The sequence below is a fragment of the Methylobacterium sp. Leaf100 genome (assembly GCF_001422845.1).
Taxonomy (GTDB): Bacteria; Pseudomonadota; Alphaproteobacteria; order Rhizobiales; family Beijerinckiaceae; genus Methylobacterium.
In genome coordinates this window covers 214,277-234,376 of sequence record NZ_LMMW01000003.1, presented here as the reverse complement: position 1 = coordinate 234,376, position 20,100 = coordinate 214,277, and the positions used below count along the sequence as shown (strand labels likewise).

16 protein-coding genes and 1 pseudogene are annotated in these 20,100 nt (G+C 68.8%); 11 read left to right on the top strand and 6 right to left on the bottom strand.

Annotation, left to right across the window (positions count from 1 at the left end; genetic code table 11):
- The 8 genes and pseudogenes from dxs to ASF25_RS04640 all read left to right on the top strand — a co-directional run.
- Window positions 1–1,917, top strand: a pseudogene (gene dxs, locus ASF25_RS04670) (1-deoxy-D-xylulose-5-phosphate synthase); the annotation flags it as partial.
- 1 nt (window position 1,918) lies between these two features.
- Window positions 1,919–2,215 (top strand): transketolase C-terminal domain-containing protein (locus tag ASF25_RS23345; protein WP_280137323.1); only part of this gene is annotated, 297 nt, incomplete at its 5' end.
- A 158-nt stretch (window positions 2,216–2,373) separates the two neighbouring features.
- Complete coding sequence (gene hpnA / locus ASF25_RS04665; RefSeq protein WP_056174866.1) at window positions 2,374–3,399, top strand: hopanoid-associated sugar epimerase; 1,026 nt, start codon at window positions 2,374–2,376, stop codon at window positions 3,397–3,399.
- Window positions 3,396–4,295 (top strand): squalene synthase HpnC, encoded by a 900-nt coding sequence (hpnC, locus tag ASF25_RS04660; RefSeq protein ID WP_056303546.1) that lies wholly within the window; start codon window positions 3,396–3,398, stop codon window positions 4,293–4,295. The genes hpnA and hpnC overlap by 4 nt, the downstream gene beginning before the upstream one ends.
- Window positions 4,292–5,140, top strand: coding sequence for a presqualene diphosphate synthase HpnD (gene hpnD, locus ASF25_RS04655; protein WP_056174862.1), 849 nt, complete (start codon window positions 4,292–4,294; stop codon window positions 5,138–5,140). Before hpnC ends, hpnD begins: the two co-directional genes overlap by 4 nt.
- Entirely contained in the window at window positions 5,140–6,444 is a 1,305-nt protein-coding gene (hpnE, locus tag ASF25_RS04650) for a hydroxysqualene dehydroxylase HpnE (RefSeq protein WP_056303544.1), read from the top strand. The genes hpnD and hpnE overlap by 1 nt, the downstream gene beginning before the upstream one ends.
- Before the next feature lie 39 nt (window positions 6,445–6,483).
- Window positions 6,484–8,481, top strand: coding sequence for a squalene--hopene cyclase (gene shc / locus ASF25_RS04645; RefSeq protein ID WP_056261852.1), 1,998 nt, complete (start codon window positions 6,484–6,486; stop codon window positions 8,479–8,481).
- A 56-nt stretch (window positions 8,482–8,537) separates the two neighbouring features.
- The gene (locus ASF25_RS04640) at window positions 8,538–9,206 is read left to right on the top strand and encodes a phosphorylase (RefSeq protein WP_056303542.1); all 669 of its coding nucleotides are present in this window, start codon (window positions 8,538–8,540) and stop codon (window positions 9,204–9,206) included.
- Window positions 9,207–9,309: 103 nt separating this feature from the next.
- On the opposite strand, the gene hpnH is transcribed toward ASF25_RS04640, so the two are convergent.
- Window positions 9,310–10,473, bottom strand: a complete 1,164-nt coding sequence (gene hpnH, locus ASF25_RS04635; protein ID WP_056174854.1) for an adenosyl-hopene transferase HpnH — start codon at window positions 10,471–10,473, stop codon at window positions 9,310–9,312.
- Window positions 10,474–11,098: 625 nt separating this feature from the next.
- On the opposite strand from hpnH, the gene ASF25_RS04630 reads away from it, so the two are divergent.
- The 3 genes from ASF25_RS04630 to ASF25_RS04620 all read left to right on the top strand — a co-directional run bounded on the left by ASF25_RS04630 (window position 11,099) and on the right by ASF25_RS04620 (window position 14,576).
- Window positions 11,099–13,765: an MMPL family transporter gene (locus tag ASF25_RS04630; protein WP_056303541.1), complete on the top strand. Its 2,667-nt coding sequence runs from the start codon at window positions 11,099–11,101 to the stop codon at window positions 13,763–13,765.
- Between the two features lie 158 nt (window positions 13,766–13,923).
- Window positions 13,924–14,190 carry a type II toxin-antitoxin system prevent-host-death family antitoxin gene (locus tag ASF25_RS04625; protein ID WP_056303539.1) on the top strand — a complete coding sequence of 89 codons (267 nt, stop codon included), beginning with the start codon at window positions 13,924–13,926 and terminating at the stop codon, window positions 14,188–14,190.
- Window positions 14,187–14,576 (top strand): type II toxin-antitoxin system VapC family toxin, encoded by a 390-nt coding sequence (locus tag ASF25_RS04620; RefSeq protein ID WP_056303537.1) that lies wholly within the window; start codon window positions 14,187–14,189, stop codon window positions 14,574–14,576. The genes ASF25_RS04625 and ASF25_RS04620 overlap by 4 nt, the downstream gene beginning before the upstream one ends.
- Window positions 14,577–14,585: 9 nt before the next feature.
- On the opposite strand, the gene hpnK is transcribed toward ASF25_RS04620, so the two are convergent.
- The 5 genes from hpnK to ASF25_RS04595 form a co-directional block, all read right to left on the bottom strand.
- Window positions 14,586–15,428: a hopanoid biosynthesis-associated protein HpnK gene (hpnK, locus tag ASF25_RS04615; RefSeq protein ID WP_056303535.1), complete on the bottom strand. Its 843-nt coding sequence runs from the start codon at window positions 15,426–15,428 to the stop codon at window positions 14,586–14,588.
- A 178-nt stretch (window positions 15,429–15,606) separates the two neighbouring features.
- On the bottom strand, window positions 15,607–17,040 hold the full coding sequence (gene hpnJ / locus ASF25_RS04610; RefSeq protein ID WP_056094321.1) for a hopanoid biosynthesis associated radical SAM protein HpnJ: 1,434 nt from the start codon (window positions 17,038–17,040) through the stop codon (window positions 15,607–15,609).
- Between the two features lie 58 nt (window positions 17,041–17,098).
- Window positions 17,099–18,277, bottom strand: a complete 1,179-nt coding sequence (hpnI, locus tag ASF25_RS04605; RefSeq protein WP_056174847.1) for a bacteriohopanetetrol glucosamine biosynthesis glycosyltransferase HpnI — start codon at window positions 18,275–18,277, stop codon at window positions 17,099–17,101.
- Between the two features lie 94 nt (window positions 18,278–18,371).
- Window positions 18,372–18,983: an ABC transporter substrate-binding protein gene (locus ASF25_RS04600; protein ID WP_056303534.1), complete on the bottom strand. Its 612-nt coding sequence runs from the start codon at window positions 18,981–18,983 to the stop codon at window positions 18,372–18,374.
- Window positions 18,974–20,074, bottom strand: coding sequence for a flippase-like domain-containing protein (locus tag ASF25_RS04595; protein ID WP_056261831.1), 1,101 nt, complete (start codon window positions 20,072–20,074; stop codon window positions 18,974–18,976). The genes ASF25_RS04600 and ASF25_RS04595 overlap by 10 nt, the downstream gene beginning before the upstream one ends.
- Window positions 20,075–20,100 lie beyond the last annotated feature (26 nt).

Below are 20,100 nucleotides of genomic sequence, written 5' to 3'. Positions count from 1 at the left end.
CTCGATTCTAGACGGTCTCGACGAGACGTCCGCGCTGCGTCGGCTTCCCGAGAGCGATCTGCCTGCGGTGGCCGAGGCGGTGCGGGCCGAGATGATCGAGGCGGTGTCGATCACCGGCGGGCATCTCGGCTCGGGGCTCGGCGTGGTCGAGCTGACGGTGGCGCTCCACCACGTGTTCGACACCCCCGACGACCGTATCGTCTGGGACGTCGGCCACCAGGCCTACCCGCACAAGATCCTCACCGGCCGGCGCGACCGCATCCGGACGCTGCGCCAGCCCGGCGGCCTGTCGGGCTTCACCAAGCGCTCGGAGAGCGTCTACGACCCCTTCGGCGCGGCGCATTCCTCGACCTCGATCTCCGCGGCCCTCGGCATGGCGGTGGCGCGCGACCTCGACGAGGCGGAGGCCAAGGCCAAGGGCGCCCCAGCCCCGAAGCGCCGCAACATGATCGCGGTGATCGGCGACGGCTCGATGTCGGCCGGCATGGCCTACGAGGCCATGAACAACGCCGGCGCGCTGCACTCGCGCCTCATCGTCATCCTCAACGACAACGACATGTCGATCGCCCCCCCGGTGGGGGCGATGTCGGCCTACTTCGCGCGCCTGGCCTCGGGCGGCACCTACCAGTCGCTCCGCGAGACCGCCAAGCAGCTCGGAAAGCTGCTGCCGAAGGCGCTCTACCAGCGCGCGGCGGCGGCGGAGGAATACGCCCGTTCCCTGGTGGTCGGCGGCGGCACCATGTTCGAGGAGATGGGCTTCCACTATGTCGGGCCCATCGACGGGCACAACCTCGACCACCTGCTTCCCATCCTCAAGAACGTCCGCGACACCGAGCAGGGGCCGATCCTGCTCCACGTGGTCACCCGCAAGGGCAAGGGCTACGCCCCGGCGGAGGCCAGCGACGACCGCTACCACGGGGTCGTCAAGTTCGACGTGCTGTCGGGGGTGCAGGCCAAGGCCAAGCCCAACGCGCCGGCCTACACCCGCGTGTTCGGCGAGAGCCTGATCAAGTGCGCCGACGCCGACCCCAAGGTGGTGGCCATCACGGCCGCCATGCCGGGCGGCACCGGCATCGACCTGTTCGGCAAGGCGCATCCGGACAGGACCTTCGACGTCGGCATCGCCGAGCAGCACGCGGTGACCTTCGCGGGCGGCCTGGCGACGGAGGGCTACAAGCCGTTCGTGGCGATCTACTCGACSTTCCTGCAGCGGGCCTACGATCAGGTGGTGCACGACATCGCCCTGCAGAACCTGCCCGTGCGGTTCTGCCTGGACCGGGCCGGGCTGGTGGGGGCCGACGGCGCGACCCATGCGGGCGCGTTCGATCTGGCCTAYCTCTGCTGCCTGCCGAACATGACCGTGATGGCRGCCTCCGACGAGGCCGAGCTCGTGCACATGGTGGCGACCTGCCACGCCCATGACAGCGGCCCGATCGCCYTGCGCTACCCGCGYGGCGAGGGCGTCGGCGTCGACCTGCCCGAGCGCGGCGAAGCGCTGGCCATCGGCAAGGGCCGGATCGTGCGCCGGCCCGAGGGCGCGCGGGTGGCGCTGCTGAGCCTCGGCACGCGTCTCTCCGAGGCCCTCAAGGCCGCCGATCTCCTCGAGGCCGAGGGTGTGGCGGTGACGGTGGCGGATGCCCGCTTCGCCAAGCCCCTCGACGAAGCCATGATCCTCGATCTCGCCGCGAGCCACGAGGTGCTGATCACCCTGGAGGAGGGCTCGGTGGGCGGCTTCGGCGCCATGGTGCTGCATCTGCTGGCCGAGAAGGGCGCGCTGGATGCCGGCAGGGTCCGGGTGCGGACCCTGACGCTGCCCGACACCTACCAGGACCACAACTCCCCCGACGCCATGTACCGCGAGGCCGGCCTCGACGCCGAATCCATCGCCCGCACCGCCCGCGATACCCTGCCCGAGCGNCCCTACGCCGCCATGGAGGTGAAGATCGCCGCGAGCCACGAGGTGCTGATCACCCTGGAGGAGGGCTCGGTGGGCGGCTTCGGCGCCATGGTGCTGCATCTGCTGGCCGAGAAGGGCGCGCTGGATGCCGGCCGGGTCCGGGTGCGGACCCTGACGCTGCCCGACACCTACCAGGACCACAACTCCCCCGACGCCATGTACCGCGAGGCCGGCCTCGACGCCGAATCCATCGCCCGCACCGCCCGCGATACCCTGCCCGAGCGGAAGGCCGGATCGAGCCGCTTGCGCCTCGCCTGACTGGTCCCATCAGGCGCATCCGCGCGGGCCAGCCCCGTGCGGATGCGCCTGGGTGTGACCCGACTGCGCTTGTCGGGGGTCTATTTCGATGACAAAAGCGCCGGGTTCTGCGGTCCCAAACCCGCTGCGCCCCTTTTGCTTTTGAACCCGCGAGAGAAATGCCACAGGCGACCCCCACCGGCCCCTTCGATGCCGGCCCGGTTCTCATCACCGGTGCGAGCGGTTTCCTGGGCGCCGCCCTCGTGGACGTGTTCCGCAAGGCCGGATTTCGGGTGCGGATCATGGTGCGGGCCACATCGCCGCGCACCAATCTGACCTGGACAGACGTCGAGGTGGTCGAGGGCGACATGCGCGACCGGACGGCCGTCGCCGCCGCCTTGCAAGGCCAGCGATACCTCGTGCACGCGGCGGCGGATTACCGCCTGTGGGCGCCGAACCCCGAGGAGATCGTCGCGACCAACCGCGACGGCGCCGTGATCCTCATGGAAGAGGCCCTGCGGGCCGGCATCGAGCGCATCGTCTACACGTCGAGCGTCGCCACCATCAAACCGCACGACGACGGCACGCCCGCCGACGAGACCCGGCCCCTGACGCCCGGCACCGCCATCGGCGCCTACAAGCGCAGCAAGGTTGTGTCCGAACGGGTCGTCGAGGAGATGGCGGCGCGCAACGGCCTGCCCGTGGTCATCGTCAACCCGTCGACGCCCATCGGCCCCCGCGACGTGAAGCCGACGCCCACGGGCCGCATCATCTTGGAAGCGGCGCTCGGACGCATGCCCGCCTTCGTCGACACCGGCCTCAACCTCGCCCACGTGGACGATGTCGCCTACGGCCATCTGCTCGCGCTCCAGCGCGGACGGGTCGGCGAGCGCTACATCCTCGGCGGCGAGAACGTCCTGCTCTCGCAGATGCTCGCCGACATCGCCGGCATGGTCGGCCGCAAGGCGCCGACGGTGAACCTGCCGCGCGCCGTGGTCTACCCGATCGCGTTCGTCTCCGAGCAGATCGCCCGCTTCACCGGCAAGGCGCCGTTCGCCACCATCGACGGCATCAGGATGTCGCGCTACCGCATGTTCTTCACCGATGCGAAGGCGCGAGCCGAACTCGGCTACACCGCCCGCCCCTACCGCGAAGGCTTGTCCGACGCCATCGCGTGGTTCCGCCAGGAGGGACGCCTCAAGTGAGCGCCATCCTGCAGAACGCCACGGAGGCCCGCTCCGGCAAGGGCCACAAGGACGAGAACTTTCCCGTCGCGTCGCACCTGATCCACCCGAGGAACCGGGGCGCGATCCTGGCCTTCTACGATTTCGTGCGGGCCGGCGACGATGTCGCGGACCACACCACGCTGACGCCCGAGCGTAAGATCGAGCTGCTCGACGCGCTCGCCGACGCCCTCACGGGCAAGGGTCCGTCCGACCCCGAGGCCGAGCCCCTCAAGCGCGAACTTTTCGCGAGAGGCTTGCCGGCGACCCACGCGCTCGAACTCCTCGACGCCTTTCGCCTCGATGCGCGCAAGACCCGCTACGCCGATTGGGACGAGCTCATCGCCTATTGCCGACTTTCGGCCATGCCGGTGGGACGCTACGTCCTCGACGTGCACGGCGAGGATCCGTCCGTGGTCTGGGGGCCGTCCGACGCCATCTGCGCCGCGCTGCAGATCATCAACCACCTCCAGGATTGCGGGAAGGACTACACCCGCAACGACCGGGTCTACCTCCCGCGCGAAACCCTGGAGAAGCATGGCGTGACCGTCGAGGCACTGGGCGCCGCCAAGGCCTCGCCGGCGCTGCGCGCCGTCATCCGTGAATTGGCGACACGCACCATGGGGCTCCTGGACGAGGGCGCCGTGCTGCCCGACCTCATCGCGGACCTGCGCCTCAGCCTCGAGATCGCGGCGATCCACCGCCTCGCGGTCGTGCTGTGCCGGGGCCTGATGGAGCGTGATCCCCTGTCCGAGAAGGTCCATCACGGCAAGGCGGCGTTCGCCCTGACGGCGCTCGGCGGCATTGCCGCGACCCTGGCGCGGCGCCCCCTGCGCGGTCGGACCCTGCGTCGCCATGCGCTGGGGACACGCGCATGAGCGCCACCGCCACGCCCCTGCCCGAGACGGCGCCCGTCGAGGCCCTGCCGGCGAAATCTTCGTCGTTCTACACCGCCATGCGGCTCCTGCCGAAGGAACGGCGCGAGGCGATGTATGCCGTCTACGCGTTCTGCCGCGCCGTGGACGATGTCGCCGATGACGGCGGTCCCGCCGAGATTCGCCGGGCTGAGCTCGACCGCTGGGCCGCCGACATCGACGCCCTCTATGCCGGACGGCCCGTGCCCCGGGTGCAGGACCTCGTGGTTCCGATCCGGCGCTACGGCCTGTTGCGGGCGGATTTCCACGCCGTCATCGACGGCATGGCCATGGACGCGTTCGAGGACATCGTCGCCCCCGACGAAGCCACCCTCGACCTCTACTGCGACCGGGTCGCCAGTGCCGTCGGCCGTCTCTCCGTACGCATCTTCGGTGTGGCCGAGGCCGAAGGCATCGCGCTCGCCCATCACGAGGGCCGCGCGCTCCAGCTCACCAACATCCTGCGCGACATCGACGAAGATGCCGAGCGCGGCCGCCTCTACCTCCCCCGCGAGAAGCTTTTCGCCATCGGCCTGACCGATCCGACGCCGCAGGCGGCCATCGACCATCCCCGCATCGGCGAAGTCTGTGCCGCCGTCGCGGAGGAGGCGAAGGAGCATTACCGCGAGACCTGGGCGATCATCGCCCGCTGCCCGCGCAAGGTCACCAAGGCGCCCCGTCTCATGGCGGCGGCCTACCGGCTCTACCTCGACGCCGTGCTGGCGCGCGGTTGGGCCAAGCCCCGCGCCCGGGTGAAGCCGGCCAAGGCCGCCCTCGTCGCCGTCGCCCTGCGTCACGGGATCGTCTGATGGCCGGTACCGTCCACGTCGTCGGCGCCGGGCTCGCCGGGCTCTCGGCCGCCGTCTCCCTGGTGGAGGCCGGACGCCGCGTGATCGTGCACGAGGCGGCCAAGCAGGCCGGCGGCCGTTGCCGCTCGTACTACGACCCGACCCTCGGTCTCACCATCGACAACGGCAACCACCTGCTCCTGTCGGGCAACACCTCGGCGCTGGGCTTCATGAAGACCATCGGCGCCCCGGCCGATGCCCTCTCGGGGCCGGCCGAAGCCGAGTTCCCCTTCGCCGACCTGAAGACCGGCGAGCGCTGGACCCTGCGCCCCAACGCCGGCCGGATCCCCTGGTGGGTGCTTGCAGCTTCGCGCCGGGTGCCGGGCACCAAGGCATCGGACTATCTCGCCCCCTTGCGCATCCTGAAGGCCGCCGCCGGCAAGGCGCCGGGCCAGGGCGGGACCATCGGCGAGGCGATGGCCTGCGAGGGCCTGCTCTACGACCGCTTGTGGCACCCGGTGCTCATCGCGGCCCTCAACACCGAGCCGAAGGAGAGCGACGTCGGCCTCGCCGCCACGATCCTGCGCGAGACCCTCGGGGCCGGAGGTGCTGCGAGCCGTCCCCTCGTGGCGGTGGCCGGGCTCTCGGCGGCGTTCGTCGATCCGGCTGTGGCCTATCTGGCACGGTACGGCGCCGAAATGCGGTTCGGGCATCGCCTGCGCTCGCTGACGTTCGACGAGGCCGGGGTCACCGAACTCGTGTTCGGCGACGAGACCATCGTTCTCGGCGCCGATGATTCGGTCGTGGTCGCCCTGCCACCCTGGGTGGCGGCGGACCTGATTCCGGGGTTGGCTGCGCCGCAGGCCTACCGCTCCATCGTCAACGCGCATTTCGCTGTGGTTCCGCCCGCGAACGCACCGTTACTGCTCGGCGTGGTGAATGGACTGACGGAGTGGCTGTTCGCCTATCCGGATCGTCTATCCGTGACCATCAGCGGCGCCGATCGCCTCCTCGACGTGCCGCGGGAAGACTTAGGTCGACAAATCTGGGCCGAAGTCTCGACTTTGTGCGGACTTGCGCCAGAACTGCCAAGCTGGCAGATCGTCAAGGAGAAGCGGGCGACCTTCGCGGCGACGCCTGCCGAGGCCGCGCGCCGATCCGGCGCTCAGACGGCCCACCGCAATTGCGTCCTGGCAGGCGATTGGACCGCGACCGGTCTGCCATCGACGATCGAAGGCGCGATCCGGTCGGGAACGACCGCCGCGCACGCACTCGCACGCCCGGCGGGCGAGTGTGCACGGGCACGCGCGCGCGGCGCGGCCTGAGGTATGGCGGCGGCTTTGAAGGCCGGTGAGGCGAGGACGATGCGAGAGGCATTCAAGAAGGTCGAGGCGCTGCAGCGCCCCAAGACGCAGGAGATCTCCATCGAGGATGTGGAGCGCGGCATCACGCGCGCGACGCACGCCCTCGCGGCTCTCTCCCATGCCGACGGGCACCTGTGCTTCGAGCTCGAGGCCGATGCGACGATTCCGTCCGAATACATCATGTTCCACCAGTTCCGCGCGACCGAGATTGTTCCGGGCCTGGAGGCCAAGATCGGCAACTACCTGCGCCGCACGCAAGGCAAGCACGGGGGCTGGTCCCTGGTCCACGACGGGCCGTTCGACATGAGCGCGAGCGTCAAGGCCTACTACGCCCTCAAGTTCACGGGCGATTCCATCGAGGCGCCGCACATGCGCCGTGCGCGCGAGGCGATCCTGTCGCGCGGCGGGGCCGCCAATTCCAACGTCTTCACCCGCTTCCTGCTGGCCCTGTTCGGGCAGGTGCCGTGGCGCGCCGTGCCGGTGATGCCCGTGGAGATCATGCACCTCCCGAAGTGGTTCCCGTTCCACCTCGACAAGGTGTCCTACTGGGCGCGCTGCGTGATCGTGCCCCTGCTGGTGCTTCAGGCCAAGAAGCCCTTGGCCAAGAACCCGCGCGGCCTCGGCGTGCCGGAACTGTTCGTGACGCCGCCCGAGCACGTCCGTCACTGGCCCGGCAGCCCGCACGCGACCTGGCCCTGGACGCCCATCTTCGGGGCCATCGACCGGGTGCTGCAAGTCACGCAGGCGCATTTCCCGAAGAAGCGCCGCCAGCGCGCCATCGACAAGGCCGAGGCCTGGGTCAGCGAGCGCCTCAACGGCGAGGACGGCCTCGGCGCCATCTTCCCCGCCATGGTCAACACCGTGCTGATGTACGACGTGCTCGGCTATCCCGCCGACCACCCGCAGGTGATGATCGCCTGCGAGGCCATCGAGAAGCTCGTGGTGGTCAAGGAGCACGAGGCCTACGTGCAGCCCTGCCTGTCCCCGGTGTGGGATACGGCGCTGGCCGGCCATGCCCTGCTGGAAGCCGGCGGCCCCGAGGCCGAGCGGCAGGCCCGCCGCGGCCTCGACTGGCTCAAGCCCCTTCAGGTCCTCGACATCAAGGGCGATTGGGCGGCGGGCCGCCCGAACGTGCGTCCCGGCGGCTGGGCGTTCCAGTACGCCAATCCCCACTTCCCCGACCTCGACGACACCGCCGTCGTGGTGATGGCCATGGATCGGGCCACCCGTCAGCACGGGCTGGTCGCCGACGTGCCCGACTACGCCAACGCCATTGCGCGGGCCCGCGAATGGGTCGAGGGCCTGCAGTCGAGCGACGGTGGCTGGGCGGCGTTCGACGCCGACAACAACCATCATTACCTCAACCACATCCCGTTCTCGGATCACGGCGCCCTGCTCGACCCGCCCACCGCCGACGTCACCGCCCGCGTCGTCTCGATGCTGGCCCAGCTCGGCGAGACCCGCGACAGCTCGAAGGCCCTCGACCGCGGCGTCTCCTACCTCCTCGCTGACCAGGAGGAGGACGGTTCGTGGTACGGTCGCTGGGGCATGAACTTCATCTACGGCACCTGGTCGGTGCTGTGCGCCCTCAATGCCGCCGCCGTCGATCCGGCGAGCCCCGAGATCCGCAAGGCCGTGGCCTGGCTCATCCGCATCCAGAACCCGGATGGCGGCTGGGGCGAAGACGCATCGTCCTACAAGATCGATCCGGCCTTCGAGCCGGGCTACTCCACGGCCTCGCAGACGGCCTGGGCGTTGCTCGCCCTCATGGCGGCGGGCGAGGCCGACGATCCGGCGGTGGTGCGTGGCATCAACTACCTGACCCGGACGCAAGGGGCCGACGGCTTCTGGTCCGAGGAGCGCTACACCGCCACCGGCTTCCCGCGGGTGTTCTACCTGCGCTACCACGGCTACCCGAAGTTCTTCCCGCTCTGGGCCATGGCGCGCTTCCGCAATCTGAAGCAGTCCAACACCCGGACGGTCGCGTTCGGAATGTAGGGGCGCGCCCGCCCCTACCCGCTCCGGGGAGGGCCGGCTTGGTGTCTGGAAATCCGATGCTCCCCGTCCTCGCCGTCACCGGCCTCGCCAAGGAAGCGCGTCTCGCCGCCGGACCGGGGGTGATCGCCATCGGGGCGGGCGGCGACCCGCGGCGCCTGCGCGCCCTCCTCGAAGTCCGAGTGCCGCCGGAATGCCGCGCGGTGGTCAGCATCGGCATCGCCGGAGGACTCGCGTCCGACCTCGCGGCGGGGGATGTGGTTGTCGCCACCGAGATTGTTGCGGGTGACCGGAGCTATCCAGCCGACAGAGCCGTGGCCGATGCGCTGATGGCCCGGCTCGCGGCGTCGGGCTCCGTCCTGGCGGCCGTCGCCGGCGTGGAAACGGCGATCCTCGCTCCTACCGACAAGGCCAGCCTCCACGCCCGTACCGGGGCTGTCGCCGTCGATATGGAATCGCACGTCGCCGCCGCCTTCGCGGCCCGGCACGGCCTGCCCTTCGCGGCGATCCGCGTGATCTGCGATCCGGCCAAACGGGCGATCCCGGCCTTCGCGGCGCAGGCGCTGAAACCGAACGGCGAGCCCGACATCGTCGCGGTGCTCATGGCGATCCTGCGCGATCCACGCCAGATCGGCCCCCTCATGCACCTCGCCCGCGATTCCGGGCGAGCCTTCGCGGTCCTGAAGCGGTGCCGGCCCCTGCTCGGTGCGAGCCTCGGCGTACCGTAGGACGAACGGATTTCGGACAACGAAAAGCCCCGCGACACGAAGGTGTCGCGGGGCTTTTCGTTCGGGATCGTTCGGCGCCGGACTCTGCCGGCGCCGAGGCGGCTCAGGCCGCCGTGCGGTTGCGGGCTTCGCGCTTGGTGTCGACGCCGGAGGCTTTGATCTCGGACAGCTTCTGGGCGACGTTGCGCGAGAACACGAACTCGGCCGGGCGCTGCTTGTCGAGATTGATCTCGGGGGCCATCTCGCCCTCGGTCTTGATCCCGCGGATCGCTTGGATGAGCGGCTTCCAGGGCTTGCGCACCGAATCCACCACCGAGGACGCCTCGTAGCCCGAATGGACCATGCAGTCGGCGCACTTTTCGTAGTTGCCGGTGCCGTAGGAATCCCAGTCGGTCTCCTCCATCAGTTCCTTGAAGGTCGCCGTGTAACCCTCGCCGAGCAGGTAGCAGGGCTTCTGCCAGCCGAAAACGGTGCGGGTCGGGTTGCCCCAGGGCGTGCAATGGTAGGTCTGGTTGCCGGCCAGGAAGTCGAGGAACAGGCCCGACTGCTGGAAGGCCCACTTCTGGCGGCCCTTCTCCTTGCCGGCGCGGAACACGCCGCGGAACAGATCCTTCGTCGCCTTGCGGTTCAGGAAGTGCTGCTGGTCGGGCGCACGCTCGTAGGCGTAGCCGGGCGAGACCGTGATGCCGTCGATGCCCATCTTCGTCACGCTGTCGAAGAAGTCGGCGATCTTGTCCGAGGACGAGTTGTTGAAGAAGGTGCAGTTGATGGTGACGCGGAAGCCCATCTCCTTCGCCTTGGCGATGGCGGCCACGGCCTTGTCGTAGACACCGCGCTGGCACACCGAGCCGTCGTGCATCTCCTTGTCGCCGTCGAGATGGATCGACCAGGTGAAGTACGGGCTGGGCTTGTACTCCTTGATCTTCTTCTCGAGGAGCAACGCGTTCGTGCACACGATCGCGAACTTCTTCTGGGCGATGATGCCCTCGACGATCTGCGGCAGGTCCTTGTGCAGGAGCGGCTCGCCGCCGGCGATGACCACCATGGGGGCGCCGCACTCGCGCACGGACTCGAGGGCATCCGCCACCGGCAGGCGCTTGTTCAGGATCTCGTCCGGGTAATCGATCTTGCCGCAACCGGCGCAGGCGAGATTGCAGCGGAACAGCGGCTCCATCATCATCACGAGCGGGTAGCGCTTGCGGCCGGTGAGGTGCTGTTTCAGGATGTAGCCGCCAATCTTCGCGACGTACCGGAGGGGAATACCCAAGACGTGGCTCCTTGTTGCTGGCCCCGATGTATCGGGCTGCTTAGCGTGAAAAAAATCGGAATTCCAGCGACCTAGATTGGAACCAATCCGAAACGACGCACAACCGACCTCGACCGTGCGGGTTTCCGCGACCCTGGGATAATCCGGCCACAGGGCCGGGGATCGGCGTGCAGTGGGCGTTGGTGACGGGACGGCCAGCCGGAACCCCCAGCCGCCGTGATGGTGGAAGACAAGCCCCCGGATCGTGAGTTTTCTGAGGCGAGGCGTCGTACCGACCGGCGCTTCTTCCTGACGGCGCTGGACTACCGACCTGCATGCCACGCATGCCGTGGAGCCGATTCCGCCTCCGAAAGCCCGGACCTTCGCAAAACATGGGATGCGTTGCATTCTGGACGCAGGACCCTTACTGAGCCAGGCGTCAGGATCGGCGCGTCGCGCGCGGTTTCGTCGTATCGAAGCCGTCGGCCGACCGCCGCCGGGAGGGTGTTCGCATTCGTGGATCGTGCCGATTGGTGATACCCGACGGTCGGACATGGCGCGATCCGCGTGTTCCGGCTCCACGGCCGGTGGCCACAGACCCCGCCGGCCCCGCCCGGACCACATCGCATAAGCAGGCAGGATACCCGTGATCGAACGGCTCGTCGCGTTTTCCGTCCAGCGCCGCTGGCTGGTCATAGCCCTGGTCGCCCTCGCCACCGCCGCGAGCGCCGGCATGGCCGCCCACCTATTCCGCATCAACACCGATGTGGAGCGGCTGATCGACAAGGACGTCCCCTGGCGCCAGGACGAGATCGCCTACGAGAAGGCGTTCCCGCAGCGGACCGGAACCCTCGTGGCGGTCATCGACGGGAAATCGCCCGAGGAGGCCGAAGAGGCGGCGGCCAATCTCGCCAAGGCCCTGGCCGAGCGCAAGGACACCATCGAGTCCGTCTACCGCCCGGACGGCGGGCCGTTCTACGAGAAGAACGGCTTCCTGCTCATGTCGCAGGAGGAACTGACCAAGACCACGGAGCAGCTCGTCCAGCAGCAGGGCCTGCTCGGGCCGCTCGCCGCCGACCCGTCCCTGCGCGGCATCATGCGGGTGCTCAGCCTCGGGGCGAAGGGCGTCAAGAGCGGCGACGCCAAGGTCGAGGACCTCGATCGGCCGATGGCCCAGATCGACGCGACTTTGCGCAAGGTCCTGGCCGGCGAGCCAGCGCGCCTATCGTGGCAGACGCTCCTGTCCAACGGCAAGCTGCACAGCACCGACCTGCGCAAGTTCGTGATGATCCAGCCGGTGCTGGACTATAATGCCCTTCAGCCCGGCGCCACGGCGACGGCGGTCGTCCGCAAGATCGCGGCGGATCTCAAGATCAACAATGGCGAGTACGAGGTCGGCGGTGGCGCCCGCATGCGCCTGACCGGCCCCGTGGCCGTGGCCGACGATGAGTTCGCGACGCTCGCCGAGGACGCGTTCCTCAACTACAGCGTCACCACCGGCGCCATCGTGCTGTTCGTCTGGCTCGCCCTGCGCTCCGCCTCCCTGGTGGGCGCGGTGCTCATCACCACCTTTGCCGGCCTCATCGTCACGGCGGCCCTCGGGCTGCTGATGGTGGGCGAGCTGAACCCGATCTCGGTCGCCTTCGCCGCCCTCTTCGTGGGGCTCGGAATCGATTTCGGCATCCAGTTTGCCGTCCGTTATCGAGCGGACCGGTTCGAGCAGCCGGACCTGCCCTCGGCCCTGAGTGCCGCCGCGCGCGGCGTCGGCTGGTCCCTGACGCTGGCCGCCATCTCGCTCATCGCCGGCTTCTTCGCCTTCCTGCCCACCGCCTTCCGGGGCGTGTCCGAACTCGGCCTCATCGCCGGCGTCGGCATGATCGTCGCCTACCTGTTCTCGCTCACCCTGCTGCCGGCGCTCATCGCCGTGTTCAAGCCGAAGACCGAGGCGAAGGCCGTCGAGACCGCCTGGATGGCGGGGGTCGACCACTGGATCATCGAGCACCGTAAGGCCGTCCTCATCGGCGTCGGCCTCGTGACCGTGGCGGGCATTCCCCTGCTGTTCAAGCTGCCGTTCGATTCCAATCCGATGCACCTGCGCAGCCCGAAGGTGGAATCGATCGCCACCTATCTCGATCTGATCAAGGACCCGGAGACGAGCCCGAACCTCATCGACGTCCTCGCCCCCTCCCCCGAGGCGGTGCCGGAGATCGCCGCGAAGCTGCGCAAGCTGCCGTCCGTCGCCAAGGTCATCGACATCGACACCTTCGTGCCCCGCGACCAGGACGCGAAGCTCGCCGTCATCGCCGATACGGCCCAGCTCCTCGGGCCGGCACTGAACCCAGGCCGCAAGCCGCCGCCGCCCACGGACGCGGACAACGTCAAGGCGATCAAGGACACGGCGGCCGCCCTGCGGACCCTCACCGGCACCGCTCCGGCCGCCAAGACGGCCGGGACCCTGGCCGGCACCCTCGACACCCTCGCGGCGGCGCCCGTCGCCAAGCGCGAAGCCGCCAGCGTCGCCCTGACCACGGACCTCAAGACCCTGCTGACGCGTCTGGGCGGTCTGCTGAACCCCCAGAAGATCACCCTGGCCAACCTTCCGCCCAAGCTGAAGGCGGAGTGGGTCACGGCGGACGGGCGTTCGCGGATCGAGGTCCACCCGAGCGGAGACGCCAACGACAACGTCGTCCTGCGCCGCTTCGCCAAGGAGGTGCAGACCGTGGCGCCGCACGCCACGGGCGCGCCGGTCGCCACCACCTCGTCGAGCTACACCATCCTGGGTGCCTTCGTGCAGGCGGCGCTGACCGCCCTGGTGCTCATCTTCATCATCCTGTCGGTGGCCCTGCGCAAACCCTGGGATGTGGCGATGACCCTCGGCCCCCTGGTGCTCGCGACCCTGTGGACCCTGATGGCGCTGCATATCGTCGGCATGCCGCTGAACTTCGCCAACATCATCGCCATGCCGCTGATGCTCGCCGTGGGTGTGGCTTTCCACATCTACTACGTCATCGCCTGGCGGGCGGGCGTCGCCGACATGCTGGCGTCCAGCCTGACCCGGGCGATCTTCTTCTCTGCGCTGACCACCGGCACGGCGTTCGGCTCCCTTGTGCTGTCGAGCCATCCCGGCACGGCCAGCATGGGCAAGCTGCTGGCCCTGTCGCTGTTCTTCACCCTGGTGGCGGCGTTCTTCGTGGTTCCGGCCTTCCTCGGCCCGCCGCCGAAGCAACCCGACCCCAAGCGCCCCGAAGGCGACGCCGCCGTGCCGCCGGACCTGAAGGCCCGGCGCCCGGCCGAGGCTGTGGCGGCGAAGTAAGGCCCGCCTTCCTTCCCGGAACGACGAACGGGCGCGGATCGGATCCGCGCCCGTTTTGCGTATGTGGACGCGACCCACGAAGACCGACAGTGGACGCTATTTCAGGACTGGCGTACGCATTCTCAGGTTGTGAGCAGTCATGGGAGCGCTTGTCCCACATGATCGTCTCAATCGACGACGTGAAGGACCGGGCTTCGGAGTTAGCCGAGCGCGTCGATGGCGGCGACGTGATCGTCGTCACACGGAACGGCACGCCGGTCTTCGATCTCGTACCGCATAAGAAGCGAACCGGGGGAATCGACCTCGCCGCGGGCGAGGCATTCCTGCGCGAGCACGGAATTCGTCGCACTGTCGGTTTCATCCCGGGCGATTTCGACGACCCTTTGCCGAAAGACTTCCTGCTTCGACCGCTTCCGCTGCCGTGAGACTGATCCTCGACAGTCACATCCTACTCGCCATCTCCCTCGGACGGTTGCATCAGGTCAGCTACCCCTTTGCGGAATGCCTGAGACAACCCGAGTCTTTCGCGTTCGCAAGTGTCGCGAGTTTATGGGGGATTGCGATCAAGACGGGGCTGGGGAAGCTCGATCCCGGCCTTCCGCTTGAGAGTTTGCCGCTCTTCTACGAAGCCCTCGGCATCGCACGTCTTCCCGTCAGTGCGGCGCATGCTCTGGCCTGCATCGACCCCGTTCCGCCGACGCGCGACCCCTTCGATCGGATGCTGCTCGTACAGTGTCATGTCGAGTCGTGCCGCTTGGCGACCGTCGATCACGCCCTGCGCGACCACCCCCTCGCTGCCCGCTTTCCGTGAGGCGGCGACCTATGAGGTGAAATCCGAGAAGCCACCGCGGATCGCCCCGGAGGCCGCCAAGGCCGCTAGTACGGCCGGCGCGATCAAGGCATCGCGCTCGGCCGCGTAGGCGTAGCCGGGCGCCTCGCCGGGAAACCCGCCACCGGTGGCGGGATGGGTGTAGAGTTCCGTGAGACCATCGGGCAGATGGGCCAGGAGACCGGCGACGCGCTCCGGCGTCATGGAGCCGGACCAGGCGAGCCCCAGGGTCCGGTCGGGAATCAGCAGCCCGGCCTGACGCGCGCGCACGGCCAGCAGCGCCGCCCACGGCGCACTGTCGAGGGCGGGCTTCGGGTCGGCGCCCGGCTCGGCAGCGCGCAGCATCGCGCGTGGCTCGCGCGGCACGCGGATCGCCCGCATGTCGAAGCGGCGGCCGATGGACAGCACCGCGCCGGCGATGAGCGGGTGGACGTGGAAGTGCTTGTGGGCGTTGACGTGGTCCAGGAGCAGGCCCGTCGCCCGGTAGGCCTCGAACTGGGCCGTGATCTCGGCCGCGAGTTGACGCCGCGCCGAGGGCTTCAGGGCGAGGTCGAGGCCGAGCCGGCCCATATCGCTGCGGATGAGGCCGTCCGGGCCGACGAGATCGGGCAGGCTGGCCGCCGGCAGGGTCGGCCACGCCTCGACCATCACCAGGTGCAACCCGACCCGGAGCGTGGGCAGGCGCCGGGCGCGAGCCACGGCATCGGCAGCGGCGGGCGCGCCGACCATCAGGCTCGCGGCCGTGAGGATGCCCTCGCGATGGGCCTGCTCGACGGCCTCGTTGACCGCGAGGCTCAAGCCGAAATCGTCGGCCGTCACGACGAGACGCTTCACGAAAACTCCCAACGACGGGGTGTCGAGAGGGCAAGCCCTCTCGTGGGTCCAGGGCGGAGCCCTGGAAGGAGGAAGAGCGGGGCTCCGCCCTCGACCCGCCGGGGCCTTGGCCCCGAACCCCGGAACGCGAACGGCCGGGCTTTGGGCCCGGCCGCGATCGGTCGATGACCTGAGCTGCTTACGCGGCCTTGGCGGTGCCCTGACGCTCCTTGAGGAAGCGGTAGAACTCGACGCCCTCGCGCAGGCGGCGCTTCATCATGTCGGGCGAGCGGACCATCTCGGAGACGATGGAGGCGATCTTCGGAGCGCGGAAGTAGAACTTCCGGTAGAACTCCTCCACCGCCGCGAAGATCTCGGAATGCGACAGGTGGGGGTAGTGCAGCGGCGCGATCTGCACGCCGTTCTCGTCGACGAGCTCAGCATTGGCGATGTCGAGCCAGCCGTTCTCCACCGCCTGCTTGTACAGGAAGGTACCCGGGTAGGGGGCGGCCAGGGACGCCTGGATGGTGTGCGGGTTGATGCGCTTGGCGAACGCGATGGTCTCCTGGATCGTCTCGCGGGTCTCGCCGGGCAGACCGACGATGAAGGTGCCGTGGATGGCGATGCCGAGGTCGTGGCAATCCTTGGTGAACTTCTCGGCCACCTCGACGCGCATGCCCTTCTTGATGTTGTTCAGGATCTGCTGGTTGCCGGACTCGTAGCCGACGAGGAGCAGACGCAGGCCGTTCTCCTTGAGGACCTTCAGGGTCTCGCGCGGCACGTTCGCCTTGGCGTTGCACGACCAGGTCACGCCCAACTTGCCCAATTCGCGCGCGATTTCTTCAGCACGAGGAAGATTGTCGGTGAAGGTGTCGTCGTCGAAGAAGAACTCCTTCGTCTGCGGGAACTCCTTCAGGCAGTACTTGATCTCCTCGATCACGTGCGCGACCGAGCGGGTGCGGTAGGTGTGGCCGCCGACGGTCTGCGGCCAGAGGCAGAAGGTGCAGCGGCTCTTGCAGCCACGGCCGGAATAGAACGAGATGTAGGGGTGCTTCAGGTACCCGATGAAGTACTTCTCCATCTGCAGGTCGCGCTTGTACACGCTCGTGACGAAGGGCAGCTGATCCATGTCCGTCATGATCTCGCGATCGACGTTGTGGATCACGACACCGTTGGCGTCCCTGTAGGACAGGCCCTTGATCTCCGACATCGGGGTGCCGTCGGCGACTTCCTTGACGGTGAAGTCGAACTCGTTGCGGGCGCAGAAATCGATGCACGGGGCCTGGGCCATGGCGCCGGCGGCGTCGACCGCGACCTTGGCGCCGATGAGGCCGGCGATGAGCTTCGGGTTGGCGGCTTTCAGCGCCTCGACGGTCTTCACGTCGGACTTGAACGACGGCACCGAGGTGTGGAGCACCACGAGGTCGAAGTCGTTGGCCTGAGCCACGATCTCGGCGAGCTTGATGTTGTGCGGCGGCGCGTCGATGAGCTTCGAGTTCGGCACCAGGGCCGCCGGCTGGGCGAGCCAGGTCGGGTACCAGAACGACTTGATCTCGCGCTTGGCCTGGTAGCGGGAGCCGGCGCCGCCGTCGAAGCCGTCGAAGGTGGGAGCCTGCAGGAAGAGGGTGCGCATGGGGTTCAAGGCCTCAGCGAGAAAGGAACGGGGGCGGGCGGGAAGCTAGAAGCGAAGATCAGAGCGAGGATGCACCAGCATCGTGGCCGAGGCTTCGCTCGGGGATCAGTGTGCCATCCGCAACCACCCGATAATCGTGGCCCTTCCATGTCACCGCACCCGAGACGAAGCTCCAGGCGAAGTTCATGAACGAGAGGATGTCGCGGATCGGCAACAGCCAGTACGGGTGCGACGCGAGCCCGAAGGCCCGCTCGAGGCGCACGCACAGGACGATGCGGCATGCGAGCGCCAGGGCGGCGACCACCAGGGCGTTGGTGCCCGCCCCCGGGATCAGCGCGCCCATGAGGGCGAGCGGGAAGGCGTGGGTGACGATGGAGCCGGCGTAGCCCGCCGGATCGACGTTGCGGATGGTTCGGTTCCAGCGGAGCTCGTGGCTCCACAGGCCGGAGAGATCGGTGTCGACGCAGGTGTGGCCGATGGTGAAGGTCGGGATCGCCACGAGGCCGCCGCCGGCCCGCAGGGCTTCGCCGATGGCGTAATCGTCGGCGAGATCGTCCCGGAACGCCTCGAACCCGCCGATCTCGGCGAGCGCCTTCGCCGTGAAGGCGATGGTGGAGCCGAAGCAGGGCTTCGCGAGCCCGAGGGAGGTGCCCATCACCACGTTGGGCAGGAACTGCACGTCGATGGCCAGTGCCGACAGGTGGGCCCAGATGCCCCGGTGGGCCGGCACGCCGTGATAGAGGCAGGTGACGCCGTTGACGCCGGGCTGGCCCAGCTCGGCGACGATGCGGGCGAGGTAATCCGGCTTCACCACCATGTCGCTGTCGGCCAGCACCACCACGCTATGGGCGATCTCGCCCGACATGTTGATGAGGTTCGAGACCTTACGGTTGGAGCCGTGCTGGCGCGCGTCGACGACGAGGTCGAGGCGCAGGGCAGGATAGGCTTGCGCCAGGCGGCGCACCACGGGGATGGCTGGGTCGGCGGCATTCTGGACGCCGAACACCACCTGCACGGGGCCGGCATAGGCCTGCTGGCAGAAAGTCTCGAGGTTCTCGTAGAGGTTCGGCTCCATGCCGCAGAGCGGCTTGAGGATCGTCACCGACGGCGCCGCGCCCACGAGGACGGGCGCCGGGCGCCGGGCGAACCGGCCGGCGAGAGCCGCGGCGGTCAGACCGTAGAGGCAGCCCGCGAGCGCGAGTAGCAGCAACAGGTGCGAGAGCCAGATCAATTCCATGGGGGCATCGCTCGGTCACGGGGCTCGTGAGAGTGCCGCGAGGGGGCGGCGCGAAGATCGGGACGTCGGTGGTGAGACCGGCTGTGGCCGGACTCTAAGGCGCCGGTTTGACGGTGAGCATGCCGGCCGTGCGTTCGCGTAGGAATTTCAGCAGCCCGTCGGCACCGCCCGCCTTGAGGGGGTCGGCGAAGCTGCCGCGCAGGGATGCGACCTCGCTGACGTTGCCGTTGAGATAGACGTCCTGGATGCGGTTGCCCGGTCCGACGAGGTAATCGACCTGGGACGAATCACCATCGGCGTTGGCGGCCTCGCTCTGGACCAGCCGGTTCGCGCCGCGCGCCTCGCTCTCGGGCTTCACCGTGAAGGTCCCGCCGGCGGCCTGCCGAAGTCGGGTAGCGTAGGTGGCGATGAAATACTGGGCGAAGGCTTCGGTCAGGGCACCCTGCTGCTCGGGGGTGAATCCGTTCCATTTCGGGCCGACGGCGACACGCACAATGGCGGGAAAATCCATGCGTTCGGTGAGCGTCGGGCCGATGGCGGCGGCCCGGGTGCGGACGTCGCCGGGGCCGTCCTTGAGGGCGCTCTCGAAGCTGCCGTAGAGGGTGCGAACGGCACCCACCGCCAAGTCGTCGGCCGCCTGTGCGGGCGCGCCGAGCGACAGCAGGGCGGCGACGAGGCTGGCGCGGAGAACGGGGATCAGGCGCACTTCTTCAGCTCCCCCAGTTCGCCGTCTACGGGGCGCAGAAGCGTGGTGCCGCGATCGTTGCCGTAGGGAACGCCCATGGGAGCGGTCTGGGGCGGAGCGTGACGGGCCGGCAACGCTTCGCCGCTCTCCGGAGCCGGTCCGGCCTTGCCCTCGAGGGCATGCCACGCGAGGAGGCCAGGAACTCCGACGAGGAGGTCGGCGAGGCGCTTGACGAGGGAGAGGGCCAGTGCCGCCTCGGCCGGGATGCCGAAGATGGCGCAGAGGGCGATGAGGCCGCCCTCCTGAGCACCCAGCGCCCCGGGTACGGCGAAAGCCGCGCCGCGCACCGCCTGCGCCAGGCTCTCGATCACCACCGCTTCGAAGAAGCTCACGGGATAGCCCATGAAATGCAGGCAGACGTAGACCTCGATGGTGCCGATGAGCCAGCCGACGAGGTGGATGCCGATGCCGCCCGCGACCCGGCCGTGATTTCCGTAGAGACGCTTCAGGGCATCGTAGAGCACGTCGATGGCGCCGAGCGCGCGCCACTCGCGCGAGCCGGCGAAGCGGCTGACCAGCCCCTGGATCACCTTGTGACCGCTGCGGCGCTGGATGAGATAGAACGCGGCGAGCGCCGGTGCGGCGACGGCGAGGCCGCCGGCCACGGTGCGGACGATGGGCCCGTCTCCGGCGAGCCAGGCGAGCAGGGCGACGCCGGCCACGGTGAACAGGAACTGCGTGACCGCCTGAGTCATCAGATCGACGAACATGCTGGCCCCGGCGACGCCCCCCGAGACGCCACGCTTGGTCAGGAGCCGGGCGGCGACGAAGTCGCCCCCGACCTGCGCCACGGGCAGCAGGGTGTTGATGCCCTCGCGCACGAAGCGAAGGACAACGCTGTCGCGCAGGGACGGGCGTTCGAAGCGCGGGAAGATCACGAACCAGCCGAAGCCCGCCCAGGCGACGGCCACGGCGCGCGCGAGCACGACGACGAGGGCGCCCCATCCGGCGCTGACCACGGCGGCCGCAACGTCTTCGAGGCCCGAGGACAGGAACAGACCGACGACGGTGCAGAGACCAACGATCAGGGCCAAGGTCGTCAAACGCTTCATGGTCCCCTTTCGGACGTCGGTTCGGC

Coding starts and splice junctions, on each gene's coding strand:
- shc (WP_056261852.1), top strand. CDS start 6,484: ATGCGAGAGGCATTCAAGAAGGTCGAGGCGCTGCAGCGCCCCAAGACG.
- ASF25_RS04625 (WP_056303539.1), top strand. CDS start 13,924: ATGATCGTCTCAATCGACGACGTGAAGGACCGGGCTTCGGAGTTAGCC.
- hpnI (WP_056174847.1), bottom strand. CDS start 18,277: ATGGAATTGATCTGGCTCTCGCACCTGTTGCTGCTACTCGCGCTCGCG.
- ASF25_RS04640 (WP_056303542.1), top strand. CDS start 8,538: ATGCTCCCCGTCCTCGCCGTCACCGGCCTCGCCAAGGAAGCGCGTCTC.
- hpnD (WP_056174862.1), top strand. CDS start 4,292: ATGAGCGCCACCGCCACGCCCCTGCCCGAGACGGCGCCCGTCGAGGCC.
- hpnE (WP_056303544.1), top strand. CDS start 5,140: ATGGCCGGTACCGTCCACGTCGTCGGCGCCGGGCTCGCCGGGCTCTCG.
- hpnA (WP_056174866.1), top strand. CDS start 2,374: ATGCCACAGGCGACCCCCACCGGCCCCTTCGATGCCGGCCCGGTTCTC.
- hpnJ (WP_056094321.1), bottom strand. CDS start 17,040: ATGCGCACCCTCTTCCTGCAGGCTCCCACCTTCGACGGCTTCGACGGC.
- ASF25_RS04595 (WP_056261831.1), bottom strand. CDS start 20,074: ATGAAGCGTTTGACGACCTTGGCCCTGATCGTTGGTCTCTGCACCGTC.